The following is a 13,369-nucleotide window of genomic DNA, read 5'->3' as shown; positions in this document are numbered from 1 at the left end:
GCAATGGAAGTTATTGAAAAGGTGTTTTTGTGCAAGGTGTCAGAGCTTGCCGAAAATCAGGTCAAGAAAATCGATAACGCCGAGTTCGGTGACATTGCGGTGTACAACCTGGGTGGTCAGTACTACGCGACTGCAGATCTTTGCACGCACGCCACGGCCTCTCTGGCCGAAGGCGATATTGAAGATGACATGATCACCTGCCCCGTGCACTGGGGACAGTTTCATATACCGACCGGCAAGGCGCAGGGGTTTCCCTGCGAAATCGACCTGAGAACCTATCCGGTCGAGATTGAGGGTGACGAGATATTTGCCTTGATTGAGGCAGATCCGGCGTTAATTGCGAAAGGCTAAGGCTAAAAGGTGTCAGACCATGGGAAATATAATTAAAACACTCGATGTAACGGATTCGCTGACGGGCCTCAAGGACGTATGTGACCTTGAGAATGGGCGCATTGCAGGCAAGATCTTCTACGACCAGGCGATCTACGAGCAGGAGCTGGAAAAGGTATTCGCACGCTGCTGGCTGTTTGTCGCGCACGAATCACAGATTCCGAAAACCGGTGACTACATCACCACCACCATGGGTGAGGATGAAGTGATCGTGATTCGCCAGAAGAGCGGCGGTATCAAGGTATTCCTCAATGCCTGTCCTCACCGTGGCAACAAGGTCTGCTTTGCCGAGTCCGGCAGCACGCGTGGTTTTATTTGTAATTACCATGGCTGGTCCTTCAACGTTGAAGGCAACCTGATTGGACAGCATGAGTCCGGCGTTTACGAAGACAGCAATTTCGACAAGTCCAAGTGGGGTCTGAAGGAAGTCGCTCAAGTCGACTCCTACAAGGGTCTGGTCTTTGCCACCTTCGATCCCGAAGCGCCCACCCTGAAGGAATATCTGGGCCCGATCACCTGGTACATGGATGCCCTGTTCGATAATCAGGAAGACGGTACCGAATTTGTGGGTGGCTGCATTCGTTCTACCTATGAGTGTAACTGGAAAATTGCCGCCGAGAATTTCGTCGGTGACATTCTGCACGCAGGTTGGACACATGACTCCGCTGCCCGAGCAATGCTGGGTGGTTCCGTTGCCAAGGTCAGCGACTTCGAAGAGTCCTATTCCGTCAACTGGAATGGTCACGGATACGAATTTGCGCTGGATACCGTGGGCAACGTGGCGGTACTGGGTGAAAGTGCCCTGAATAAGTACCTGCATACCATCAAGCCGTCCGTGGCCGAGCGGCTGGGTGACTTCCGCTCCAACATGATCGGTTCGGTTTCGTCCTGCACCATTTTCCCGAACTTCTCTTTCCTGCCGGGCCAGAACACCGTGCGTGTATGGCAACCGCGTGGGCCGAACAAGATGGAACTGTTTACCTGGGTCGTGGTGAACAAGAGTGCACCTGAAGAGGTGAAGGAAAAATGGCGCAAGGGCGCGATGATGACCTTTTCCCCGACCGGCGTGTTCGAAATGGATGACGGCGAAAACTGGGAATACTGCACCAAGACCGCCAAGGGGCGTGTCACCGCTCAGCAGGACCTGTTTGTAGGTTTGGGCATGGATACTCTGCTGACCGATACTCCGCTGCCGGCTAACGTTTATGAAGGCCAGCTCAATGAGGCTAACTCCCGTGCTTTCTACCAGTACTGGTATGACATGCTGAATTCCCGCAGCTGGAACGAAGTTCCCAATCGCAACGTTGGCAAGCAGGAGGCTGAATAATGACTGCTCTGTATGATGAACTGCGCCCGGTTTCAGTAGAACAGCATTACCGCGTATCTCACTTTCTGAACTACGAATACCGTTTGCTGGATGACGAGCGCTTTGATGACTGGCTGGGATTGATGCACGAAGAGATCCATTACTGGATGCCGGGCATCGAGAACCGTCGTCGTGAGAATCTGCTGGAGCATGGTTTTTACGCCGCAGACCACATGGCATTTTTTGATGACGGTTTGCGTGACCTTGGGCGCCGTGTTGCACGTTTCAAGCAACCTTCTGCCTGGGCGGAAAATCCGGCAACGCGTAATGTGCATCAGTTGACCAATGTGGAAGTCTATTACGGCGAAAATGATGGTGAGTACGTCGTGCATTCCACCTTTCAGAGCGTGCGCAGCCGCGGTCTGGATGAAGAGTATGTGATCTATGGTCGTCGTCAGGATCTGATCGTGCAGGACGGGGAGAGCTTCAAGATCAAGAAGCGTCTTATCCTGATCCCGAACGCGACGTTGACCTGCAAAAACATCAACACCTTCCTCTGAGGTGCCACATGACAGTACTGGATTCCAAGGTGGCCCTTGTATCAGGGGGTGCCGATGGCATCGGTCGGGCCGTGGTCGAACGTTACCTGGCCGAAGGCGCCCGGGTGGCGGTGTTCGATATCAATGCCGACAAGCTGGATGCGCTCAAGCGTGACTTCCCCAAGGGGCTGATCACGGTACAGGGCGATGTGACCCGGTACGAAGATAACGAACGCGCGGTGGCCGAAACGGTTACCGCCTTTGGCAAGCTCGATATCTTCGTGGGTAATGCGGCGCTGTTCGACTACTTCGTACCGCTGCGCAAAATCGCACCTGAAAAACTCGCCGACAATTTCGATAGCCTGTTTCGCGTCAACGTATTGGGGTATTTGAACGGGGTGCGTGCGGCACAGGAAGAGTTGAGCAAAAGCGGCGGAAATATCATTTTGACCGTGTCCAACTCCGGCTTTTACCCCGGTGGCGGCGGCATTTTGTACGTCACGTCCAAACATGCGGTCGTAGGCATGATTAAACAGCTCGCCTATGAGATGGCACCGAATGTACGCGTTAACGGAGTGTCTCCCGGTGCAACCGATACCGAGATGAAGTCGGTGGACGGCATTTCGGGGCGTGCTCAGCCACTCAATCATATTCAGGGATTCCATGAAAATGCGGCCAATGCCGTGCCGCTCAAGCGGATGGCCTCTCCCTCGGATCATGCCGCGCTTTATGTTGTGCTGGCCTCTAATGAACAGTCCCCGATGACGACCGGCTGTGTCATTCACAGTGACGGCGGTTGGGTTGCACGCTAAGGAGGGTTTATGAACCTGTTTAATGAATTGCGTTTGCCACTGGTGGTAGCGCCAATGTTTTTGGTGTCTTCACCGGATTTGATTATCGCCAGCGCGCGCTCGGGTGTGATTGGAGCCTTGCCGGCGGCCAACGCACGTACAGTGGAAACACTGGATGAGTGGATGGTGCAGATTCACGCGGCCCTGCATGCCAGTCGGCAGCCCTGGCTGCTCAATATGATTGTGCACTCCTCCTACGACCGTTTTGATGCAGAGCTGGATCTGGTGCGTCGTTATCAACCCGCTATCGTATCGACTGCCTTGGGATCACCTGCACGCGTGACCGATGCCGTAAAGGCGTATGGTGGCAAGGTGTTTGCTGATGTGATCACGCCGGCGATGGCGAAAAAGTCGATTGCAGCCGGTGTTGATGGCCTGATTCTGGTGTGCAGTGGAGCGGGTGGCCATACCGGGCAATACAATCCTCTTGCCTTTATAAATGAGGTACGCACTTTCTGGGATGGCCCCTTGGGCGTTGCGGGCTGTATCTCGCGAGGTGCGGATGTGCTGGCAATGCAGGCGGCCGGGGCTGATTTTGTTGTCTCCGGTACACGCTTTATCGCTGCGCAAGAGAGTTTTGCCAATGACGACTATCGCGCGATGCTGGTGGCTTCGGGTCTTGAGGATATTGTTGAGACCAAAGCGGTCAGCGGCGTCAATGCAACCTGGATGAAAGCCAGTCTGGAACAGGCGGGAATTGATCCGGAACAGGCCGGCTCCGGTAAGGCGATCGATTTTTCCGGCAACATTTCGACGGCCAACAAGGCGTGGAAAGATGTCTGGTCGGCAGGGCAAGGGGTCGGAGCGATTCGTGCCGTTGCATCAGCCGGCAAGATTGTGGATGAGTTGCATGAAGAATATGTGATGGCTCTGGAAAACATGAAGCACCTGTCAGAGAGATATCTGTAAATGAGCCAGCAAGAATTTAACGCCGTAGCGCAACGAATTATCAAGGCGCGAGCAGACGCCTGCGCCACAGGGCCGATTTCGTCAGATTATCCTCATTTCGGCATGGATGACGCCTATGCGGTACAGCAATTGGTCAACCGTGACAGGCTGGAGAAAGGAGGGCGAGTAACCGGTTACAAAATCGGTTTGACCTCTGAAGCGGTTCAACGGCAGTTGGGCGTGGACCAACCTGATTATGGTGTTCTCTTCGCCGATATGGAGCGTCGCTCTGGCGAGCGGATTGACTGCTCGCAACTGATCGCGCCCAAGGCGGAAGGCGAAATCGGCTTCATTTTCAAAAATGATCTCGATTGCAGGGATCTGACGTTCACCGAGATGCTGGCAGAAATTGAGTGTTTCATGCCGGTAGTGGAGATTGTCGATTCTGTGGTGCGTGACTGGAAAATCAACATCGTCGATACCGTAGCCGATAACGCATCCTCTGCCCTGTATATGGTCGGTGCCAAGCGATTTGATCCCAATGGCGTGGATTTTACTCGCCTGAGTGTATCCATCGAGTCTGAAGGCCGTGACCCTGTCCGAGGTACTGGAGCTGCGTGCCTGGGGAATCCGTTGAATGCGACCTGGTGGCTGGCGCGCAAGCTGTATGATCTGGGTACTCCGATAAGAAAGGGGCATCTTGTGCTGTCGGGCGCCATGGCACCAATGGTCAACATCACGCCGGGCATGCAGCTAAGGTTCTGCTTTGATCAGCTCGATGAGCTGGTGCTGAAAGCCGGTTAACTGACTGATAAAAATAATATTTCAAAGGTTTTATCATGAGTGCAGATATTTTTTCACAGCTGCCGAATACCCGTGTAGCCGTTGAAGCACGTGAAGGCGGAGCCTTCGTCGTACGTTCTGAAACCGAGCTGAAGCCCTATGATCGCTGTGTGGGTGACTGGCTGGAAAAGTGGGCCGACGAAAGGCCGGGTCAGGTATTCATAGCCGAACGTCATGGCAGTACTTGGGACGAAGTCAGCTATGCCGAATTTCGCAATCGTGTAAGAGCCGTGGCGCAGGGGCTGATCGATCTTGGTTTGCCCAATAGCGACAAGCGACCGTTGGTGATTCTGTCGGGTAACTCGGTTGATCATGCGTTGATCAAAATGGCCGCCATGCATATTGGTATTGCCGTAACTCCCGTGTCGGTCGCGTACTCTTTAATGTCACGTTCGCATGACCGTCTGCAGGCGATTGTCAAAAAGCTTAATCCCTGTGCCATTTTTGTCGATGATGCCGAGCATTTCCAAACTGCTATTGAGGCGTGTTCAGGTGATCACGTGATGATCGCATCGCGCAATATTGAAGATGGCAGCGATATTCACTGCCTGAAAAATATGCTGGAAAACGAGGTGACAGCAGAGGTTGATCGTCGTTTTGCCGCCATTGGTCCCGATACACATGCCAAGTATCTGCTGACATCCGGTTCGACCGGCACGCCGAAAGTAGTGGTCAACACACAGCGCATGATGTGTGCAAACCAGCAGATGATTGCCCAGTACTGGCCGTTTGTTGAACAGAAAGCGCCACGTGTTCTCGACTGGCTGCCCTGGAGTCACATTTTTGGCACCAACCACAATTTCAATCTGGTGCTGCGCAATGGCGGTTCCTTTTACATCGACAGTGGCAAGCCGCTGCCCGGTCTGATCGGTGAAACCATTCGCAATATCCGCCATGTAAAGCCCAATCTGTTCTTTAACGTGCCCAAGGGATACGAAATACTGCTGGAACACATGCGTGATGACGAGGAGCTGTGCAAGACGTTTTTCTCCAGTCTGGACATGCTGTTTTACGCTGCGGCGGCCTTACCGGTACCGGTTTGGGATGAACTTAAAAGCCTCAGTGAAGCCACGGGTAATGATGTGTTTTTTGCTACCGAATGGGGTGGCACGGAAACGGCGCCAGCTATTACCAATGTGCATTGGCGTCTGAGCCAGCCGGGTAACATCGGTGTGCCTTTCCCGGGTGTGGAGATTAAGTTCATGCCCAACGGTTCCAAACTGGAAATGCGTATCAAGGGGCCGATTGTTTTCAATGAATATCTGAATGACCCTGAAAAAACGGCTGAAGCATTCGATGAGGAAGGTTTCTATTGCATCGGTGATGCCGGTCAGCTGCAGGATCCGAATAATGCATCCGCTGGGATCCGATTCGATGGACGGGTATCTGAAGATTTCAAGTTGAGTACAGGTACTTGGGTTTGTGTCGCCAGTATCCGCGCCAATGTACACAAGTTTTTCGGTGATCTTGTAACCGATGTGGTAGTGACAGGACATGACCGTGATTATTTGGGGCTTCTGGTAATTCCAGGACCGCGCATGCGCAAGCTGGCTGAAGATTGCGAAGGCAAGATGATCGGCTCCGAGCTGATGCAGGATCCACATGTGCGTGAAGAGCTGCACACGGCCATGACGCTGATGGCACAGGTTGCCAAAGGCTCGGCACAGAAGGTGTGTCGTTTGGTGGTGTTGGATACGCCGGCCGAGATCGAAAAAGGTGAAATAACCGACAAGGGCAATTTGAACCAGAGAAAGATGCTTGAAACGCGTGCTGCGGATGTCGAGCGCCTGTATGCGGCGAAGCCGGATGAGCTGGTTCTGAGCATTATTTGATTGGGTGAGAATCAATGAGCAAAAAACTCAAAGCGGTCATCATTGGCCCCGGTAACATCGGCACCGATCTGCTGATGAAGATGCAGCGTTCCGAGTGGATCGAACCGGTCTGGATGGTCGGTATCGACCCCGAGTCCGAAGGCCTCAAGCGTGCCGCCGAGATGGGCATCAAAACCTGCGCCACCGGCGTAGACGGTATCCTGCCGCACGTGATTGAAGACGATATCCGTGTCGCCTTCGATGCCACCTCTGCCTATGTCCATGCCGAGAACAGCCGCAAGCTGAACGAGCTGGGCGTGATCATGGTCGACCTGACCCCTGCCGCCATCGGCCCGTTCTGCGTGCCGCCGGTGAACCTGGCGGACCACGCCAAGAACCTGGAGATGAACGTCAACATGGTCACCTGCGGTGGCCAGGCGACCATCCCGATGGTTGCGGCGGTATCCCGCGTGCAGCCGGTTGAATACGGCGAGATCATCGCCACCGTCTCTTCCCGCTCCGTCGGTCCGGGTACCCGCCAGAACATTGACGAGTTCACCCGCACCACCGCCGGTGCCGTTGAGAAGGTCGGCGGTGCCAAAGAGGGCAAGGCGATCATCATCATCAACCCGGCCGAGCCGCCCCTGATGATGCGTGACACCATCCACTGCCTGACCGAGAGCGAGCCGGATCAGGCCGCGATCACCGAATCCGTGCACGCCATGGTGAAAGAGGTGCAGAAATACGTACCGGGTTACACCCTGGTCAACGGCCCGATCTTTGATGGCAACAAGGTGTCCTGCTTCATGCAGGTGGAAGGGCTGGGTGACTTCCTGCCCAAGTACGCCGGCAACCTGGACATCATGACCGCAGCCGGTCTGCGTACCGCCGAGATGTTCGCTGAAGAAGCGGCCAACGGCACCATCACACTGCCGGCACGCGGCTAAGCGGGAGAGATGACAATGAATTTGAACGGTAAAAAAGTCACGCTGCACGATATGAGCCTGCGTGACGGCATGCATGCCAAACGCCACCAGATCAGCCTCGACCAGATGGTCAGCATCGCCTCGGCGATGGATGCCGCAGGCATGCCGCTGATCGAAGTGACCCACGGTGACGGCCTAGGCGGTCGCTCCCTGAACTACGGCTTCCCGGCCCACAGCGACGAGGAATACCTCAGCGCGGTCGTGCCGAAGATGAAAAACGCCAAAATATCCGCGCTGCTGTTGCCGGGGATCGGTACGGTCGACCACCTGAAAATGGCCAAGGACTGCGGCGTCTCCACCATCCGTGTGGCCACCCACTGCACCGAAGCGGACGTATCCGAACAGCACATCGGCATGGCCGCCAAAATGGAAATGGACACCGTTGGCTTCCTGATGATGGCGCACATGGTCAGCCCGGAGAAGATCCTGGAACAGGCCAAACTGATGGTCAGCTACGGCGCCAACTGCATCTACGCCACCGACTCCGCCGGCTACATGCTGCCGGATGACGTCACCGCCCGCATCGGCCTGCTGCGTGCAGAACTGCCGAAAGAGGTCGAAGTCGGCTTCCACGGTCACCACAACATGGGCATGGCGATCGCCAACTCCCTGGCCGCGATCGAAGCCGGTGCCTCACGCATCGACGGCTCCGTAGCGGGTCTGGGTGCCGGTGCTGGTAACACCCCGCTGGAAGTGTTCTGCGCCGTGCTGGATCGCATGGGCGTCGAGACCGGCGTTGACCTGTACAAGATCATGGATGTGGCGGAAGACCTGATCGTACCGATGATGGATCAGCCGATCCGTGTCGATCGCAACGCCCTGACGCTGGGCTATGCCGGTGTGTACTCCTCGTTCCTGCTGTTCGCGGAACGTGCGGAGAAAAAATACGGCATCTCGGCGCGCGACATACTGGTCGAGCTGGGCCGTCGCGGCACCGTAGGCGGACAGGAAGACATGATTGAAGACCTGGCACTGACCATGGCGAAAGAGAAGGGGTTGATCTAATGAGTCATGCCGTTACTGTTGATCCGGTTGGAAAAACCTTCGATGTGCATGCAGGCGACAGTATTCTGGATGCCGGACTGAAGGCTGGTGTTGTGCTCAAGCACAGTTGCCGTGATGGCCAGTGTGGTGAGTGTCGCACGGAGCTGAAGTCAGGACAGGTGGAATACCCGGAAGGGCTGGAACTGAGCGAAACCGACAGGGCTGGTACAACCGTGTTGGCCTGTCAGGCTCGGCCGCTCAGTGATCTGGTGTTGCACTCGCCTGAAGTTACCAGCTTCGAAGGCGTGACGGTGCAGAAAGTGGCTGCTCGTGTGATGGGTAAAGAGCCACTTGCAGACGACGTGGTGAAGCTGACCTGCAAGCTGGCACCGGGAACCGTATTCAATTATGTACCTGGACAGTATGTCGATCTGACGATCAAGAATATCGTCACACGCAGTTATTCAATGGCAACTGCTGAGGCCGTGGATGGTTGTATCGAACTGCATGTGCGGCTGGTGCCGGGAGGTCAGGCGACGCCGATGATCTTTGAAGAGGTTCAGCTCAAGAACGTGGTGACAATCGAGGGGCCGTTCGGCACCTTTTATCTGCGTGACAGTGATGCCCCTGCCATCTTTTTGGCCAGTGGAACCGGTTTTGCACCGATCAAGGCTTTGATGGAACAGTTGATCGCCAGCGGCAGCGGGCGTCGGGTGCATCTGTATTGGGGTGGGCGTGCTGCGCAGGATCTGTACATGGACCACCTCTGCCGTCAATGGCAAGCTGAACTGGACTGGTTTGAGTACACACCTGTACTGTCAGATGATATATCCGGGTGGAGTGGCCGTACGGGATTTGTGCATGCAGCTGTCATTGAGGACTATTCGGATCTGTCTTCACATCAGGTGTATGCCTGCGGCGCACCTGTAGTGATCGACTCAGCTCGACGCGATTTCACAGCTCAATGTGGTCTGCAGGAAAGCAATTTCTTTGCAGATGCCTTCGTATAGCGGTTTTGACTGATCCCATTATCTCGCACCTGAACCAAAGTTGATTATCAAATAGTGAACTTAGTGTTGCATTAATGGTGCGTATGTAGAAAATACAGTACTGTACTGTATGTAAAAAACATAAAAACAAACGGAGCCATAGCGATGTCATTATTGAAAAAATCCACGCTGTTCAAAGCCACCATTGCTGTTACTGGTGCGTTGTTGACCTCCACAGCTTTTGCGGCAGAGGTGACCCTGCGTTACAACCAGTGGTTCCCTTCGCAGCACTGGTCACAGAAAGACGGCCTCTATAAGTACTTTGAAGAGATCGAAAAAGTGACAGAAGGGCGTGTCAAGGTACAGCCATCCGCCAAGCCGTTGGCCCCTCCGACTCGTAACTACCAGGCCGTTGTATCTGGCATTGCTGACCTGGCCTGGGGGCCTCATGGCTATGCGCCGGGTGCTTTCCCGTTGACTGAGATGGTTGAATTTCCGTTCACCAATATTGATGCAGGCGTCAGCTCGGCAGCATATTGGCGTACATATGAAAAGTATTTCAAGGCAGCAGGGATGCATGACAATGTGCATACGCTGGCTGTACATGTGACATCCGGCGGCAATCTACATATGAAGTCGAGCCCGGTTGTTAATCCTGCAGACCTTAGCGGTAAAAAAATTCGTGTCCAGACCAGTGTTGTAGGCGATGCCTTGAGCACGCTTGGTGCGGTGCCCATTTCAGGCTCTTTGTCCGAGCTTCGGGAGTTTCTGTCCAGAGGAATTATTGACGGAACCACACTTTCGGATGAGCTGCTGACTGGGTTCAAAGTAGACAACTACGTTGAGCACATTACACAAATACCGGGTGGCATATTCACAAACAGTACCTTGGTAATTGTGAACAAAGACAAGTGGGACCAGATAAGCCCTGCAGACCAGAAAGCAATTATGGATATTTCCGGAGAGAAACTGGCCGTGCGCATGGGATCTCTTTGGCATGAAAACGATGTTCTGGCACGTGCACAGCTTAAGGAGCGGCTGGGTGAAAATTATAAAGAAGCAGGCGAAGAGCTGAATGCAGCAATCGACAAGGCTTTTGAACCGGTGCGCGCTGACTGGTTCGATAAGGCGGAAGCCAATGGTGTTGATGGTAAGGCAGCTTTTGATTTCTACATGAACGAGATTAAACGTCTGAACTCTAAATGAGGATAAGGGCCATGCTGGTGCATGGCCCTTATACAGGGTTTTTTATGAGTATGTCCTTGTTGAAAGTGTTGGATTACATCTGTTCGAAGATATCAATGTTATCTCTTGTTGTTATGGCCGGGATAACCTTTGCAGATGTATTCGGACGTGTTTTCTTCAATAGTCCCATTGGTTTTGCTTATGAAGTGGTAGGTATATGCCTTGCGGTTTGTTTTTACTCGGGCTTGTATCATGTCCATAAAAAAAGAAAGCATGTCAAGATTGATTTGCTTGAGAAGATATTCAAAGGCAAGACTGGAATATTTCTCGCGTGGTTCAGTTATATCATAGAGGTCGTTTTCTTTTCGGCCCTTGTTTATATGGTTTATATACAGGCTAAAGAGTCCAGGTTGTTTGGGGATGTGTTCATGTTCCTTGGATTGGAAAAGTGGATAATATTGGCGGTTATGGCTGGTTTTGCAATGGTTGCATTGATCAGTCTTTTGGTTGTTTACCCCGATAATAATCAGGAATAACAGGCGAAATTATGGTAATGCTTATAGCTTTTCTTTCACTTCTTTTCCTGTTGCTTATTCGTGTACCCATAGCAATATCGACGGGTGTAGTCGGTGTGCTTGGTCTGGCATATTATCAGGGCTGGTCGCCAGCAATGAGCCAGCTGGGCATGATTGCAACGGAAACGGTACTTTCCTATGAGTTTTCGGTTATTCCGTTATTTATTCTTATGGGTAACATCATCAGTCGCTCAGGCCTGGCTGATGAGTTATACAATGCCACTCATGCGTTGGTAGGTCATCTTAAAGGGGGCCTTGCAATCACGACGATAGGTGCATCAGGTGGTTTCAGTACTTTCTGTGGTTCCAGTTTTGCCACAGCTGCAACCATGACGCGTATTGCATACCCTCAGATGAAAAGATTCGGTTACAGCGATGGCCTTGCAACCGGATCCATTGCTGCGGGCGGGACTCTTGGTATTCTTATACCACCCTCCATTGCGCTGGTGTTCTACGGTATTATTACCGAAACTGATATTGGCAAGCTTTTCGTGGCAGGTGTTATACCTGGTATTCTAGGTGTCATCTTTTACGTTGCAGCCGTACTTTTTGTCGTTCATGTTCTGAAAGATAAATGTTCGGATGCGAGTGAAGCGACACTTAAAGAGAAGCTGTTGGCCATTCGGCAGTTGTGGGCCTTCACTCTATTGATTTTTATCGTATTGGGTGGGATCTACTTTGGGCTTTTCTCTCCGACAGAAGCGGCTGGTGTGGGATCTGTCGGTGCCATACTGATTACGTTGATCAGAGGACGAATGAGTTGGCAGAAAATGCGAGATGCGCTTGAGGATACAGCCGCAACTACAGTTGCGCTTGTGGCTATTCTGATCGGGTCGCTGATATTTGCAAACCTGGTTAATGTGTCCAATCTTCCATTTACTATCGTTCAATGGATGGAAAGTCTGAACCTGGGTCTGATGGGCGTCCTGCTTTTAATCCTGATGATCTATTTTGTTCTTGGAGCTGTTCTTGAATCCATTTCAATGCTGCTGTTAACAGTACCGGTTTTTTATCCCATCGTTGAAGGAATGGGGATGGACCTTATCTGGTTCGGTATCATTGTGGTAATTGCAACAGAAATTAGCTTGATTACTCCCCCGGTAGGGCTGAACGTATTTGTACTCAAGTCAGTAGTGCCTGACGTTGATCTTAAAGTGATATTTAAAGGGGTGTTCCCGTTCCTTATCGCTGATATTTTAAGATTGGCACTTATTATTCTGTTCCCTGCGCTTTCTTTGGTTCTGGTTGAAATGATGTAGCTCCTGCGACGCCAATGGTTTTGGAACCGAGCCACCTCTCAATGAGGTGGCTTTTTTGTAGCAGGTTAGAGGTTTCTGAATTTGCAGTCAGACAGCGGGCAGTTGTCTGCCAGAAAGTGGGCTATGCGCTGAGTCCGTTCCTTGCGGACTTCCTCAGAAGAGAAGGGATCGACCAGAGATGTGGCAATCAGGAAAGAATATACCAGGTGTGCGAGATCATTCGCCTGACTGCTGGTGTGGCCAAGGTCGATAAATAATCCTTCGATGAAGCCGATTCTGTAGCTGTCCACTTCATTCACGGCAGCGCGTGCAATTTCATCGCGCCGGCCCCAAGCCCGAAGAGAGATTTCAATTGATGCGGCTTCCTGGGCTTTATCGCCTTTCAAGGGAAGTGACATCAGCTCCATCAACTGCTCTTTACTGTCCTGGGATTTCTGTTTCAGGCTATCGATGACGGCTTCAGTCGCTTTCAGCCTCCAGGTGTCCAGTATCGCTTGAAGCAGTTCTTTTCTGCTGTCAAAGTGGTAGTAGAAGCTGCCGCGCGTAATTTTCAGCTTCTTGGCAAGATTGTCCACGCGCACCATGTCTATGCCACTAGTGGCAAGCACTTTAGTGGCTGCATTTATCCAGTCGTTGCGTGATAAGCGCTTGGTAGCCATAGTACTGATTGATCCCTAGTCACTGTCCCAAATGATGTGAGTATACAGCTTATAGGCAATATAGTGACTAGGCTGAATCTATTTCAGATAGAATTCATATTAAA

General features: G+C 52.5%; 14 protein-coding genes. 13 read left to right on the top strand and 1 reads right to left on the bottom strand.

Annotated elements, in window-relative coordinates; all coding sequences use genetic code 11:
* The first annotated feature begins 3 nt into the window (after positions 1 to 3).
* From ABIE60_RS01020 to ABIE60_RS00960, 13 genes are all read left to right on the top strand, one after another.
* Positions 4 to 351: a non-heme iron oxygenase ferredoxin subunit gene (locus tag ABIE60_RS01020; protein ID WP_354467043.1), complete on the top strand. Its 348-nt coding sequence runs from the start codon at positions 4 to 6 to the stop codon at positions 349 to 351.
* Positions 352 to 370: 19 nt separating this feature from the next.
* Positions 371 to 1,717 carry an aromatic ring-hydroxylating oxygenase subunit alpha gene (locus ABIE60_RS01015; RefSeq protein WP_354467041.1) on the top strand — a complete coding sequence of 449 codons (1,347 nt, stop codon included), beginning with the start codon at positions 371 to 373 and terminating at the stop codon, positions 1,715 to 1,717.
* A complete protein-coding gene (locus ABIE60_RS01010; RefSeq protein WP_354411732.1) occupies positions 1,717 to 2,256 on the top strand; it encodes a 3-phenylpropionate/cinnamic acid dioxygenase subunit beta in 540 nt (179 codons plus the stop codon). Before ABIE60_RS01015 ends, ABIE60_RS01010 begins: the two co-directional genes overlap by 1 nt.
* Before the next feature lie 8 nt (positions 2,257 to 2,264).
* Positions 2,265 to 3,047 (top strand): 3-(cis-5,6-dihydroxycyclohexa-1,3-dien-1-yl)propanoate dehydrogenase, encoded by a 783-nt coding sequence (gene hcaB / locus ABIE60_RS01005; RefSeq protein WP_354467040.1) that lies wholly within the window; start codon positions 2,265 to 2,267, stop codon positions 3,045 to 3,047.
* Between the two features lie 9 nt (positions 3,048 to 3,056).
* Positions 3,057 to 3,995: an NAD(P)H-dependent flavin oxidoreductase gene (locus tag ABIE60_RS01000; protein ID WP_354467039.1), complete on the top strand. Its 939-nt coding sequence runs from the start codon at positions 3,057 to 3,059 to the stop codon at positions 3,993 to 3,995.
* Positions 3,996 to 4,778, top strand: a complete 783-nt coding sequence (locus ABIE60_RS00995; RefSeq protein WP_354467037.1) for a 2-keto-4-pentenoate hydratase — start codon at positions 3,996 to 3,998, stop codon at positions 4,776 to 4,778. It abuts the gene before it with no gap.
* Positions 4,779 to 4,813: 35 nt separating this feature from the next.
* A complete protein-coding gene (locus ABIE60_RS00990; protein WP_354467035.1) occupies positions 4,814 to 6,649 on the top strand; it encodes a feruloyl-CoA synthase in 1,836 nt (611 codons plus the stop codon).
* 14 nt (positions 6,650 to 6,663) lie between these two features.
* On the top strand, positions 6,664 to 7,575 hold the full coding sequence (locus ABIE60_RS00985; RefSeq protein WP_354467034.1) for an acetaldehyde dehydrogenase (acetylating): 912 nt from the start codon (positions 6,664 to 6,666) through the stop codon (positions 7,573 to 7,575).
* 15 nt (positions 7,576 to 7,590) lie between these two features.
* The gene (gene dmpG / locus ABIE60_RS00980) at positions 7,591 to 8,619 is read left to right on the top strand and encodes a 4-hydroxy-2-oxovalerate aldolase (RefSeq protein ID WP_354467032.1); all 1,029 of its coding nucleotides are present in this window, start codon (positions 7,591 to 7,593) and stop codon (positions 8,617 to 8,619) included.
* Positions 8,619 to 9,608, top strand: coding sequence for a 2Fe-2S iron-sulfur cluster-binding protein (locus tag ABIE60_RS00975; protein WP_354467030.1), 990 nt, complete (start codon positions 8,619 to 8,621; stop codon positions 9,606 to 9,608). The genes dmpG and ABIE60_RS00975 overlap by 1 nt, the downstream gene beginning before the upstream one ends.
* Before the next feature lie 144 nt (positions 9,609 to 9,752).
* Complete coding sequence (locus ABIE60_RS00970) at positions 9,753 to 10,793, top strand: TRAP transporter substrate-binding protein (RefSeq protein ID WP_354467029.1); 1,041 nt, start codon at positions 9,753 to 9,755, stop codon at positions 10,791 to 10,793.
* Positions 10,794 to 10,804: 11 nt separating this feature from the next.
* Positions 10,805 to 11,308, top strand: a complete 504-nt coding sequence (locus ABIE60_RS00965; RefSeq protein ID WP_354467027.1) for a TRAP transporter small permease — start codon at positions 10,805 to 10,807, stop codon at positions 11,306 to 11,308.
* A gap of 11 nt (positions 11,309 to 11,319) precedes the next feature.
* Positions 11,320 to 12,606, top strand: a complete 1,287-nt coding sequence (locus ABIE60_RS00960; RefSeq protein ID WP_354467026.1) for a TRAP transporter large permease — start codon at positions 11,320 to 11,322, stop codon at positions 12,604 to 12,606.
* 65 nt (positions 12,607 to 12,671) lie between these two features.
* Here the strand turns inward: ABIE60_RS00960 and ABIE60_RS00955 are convergent, their stop codons facing one another.
* The gene (locus ABIE60_RS00955; RefSeq protein WP_354467024.1) at positions 12,672 to 13,265 is read right to left on the bottom strand and encodes a TetR/AcrR family transcriptional regulator; all 594 of its coding nucleotides are present in this window, start codon (positions 13,263 to 13,265) and stop codon (positions 12,672 to 12,674) included.
* Between the last annotated feature and the right edge of the window lie 104 nt (positions 13,266 to 13,369).

The sequence above is a fragment of the Marinobacterium sp. MBR-109 genome (genome assembly GCF_040547565.1).
In the GTDB taxonomy this organism is placed as follows: Bacteria; Pseudomonadota; Gammaproteobacteria; order Pseudomonadales; family Balneatricaceae; genus Marinobacterium.
Note: the sequence above shows the minus strand (reverse complement) of the source record. Positions and strands in the feature narration are given on the sequence as shown.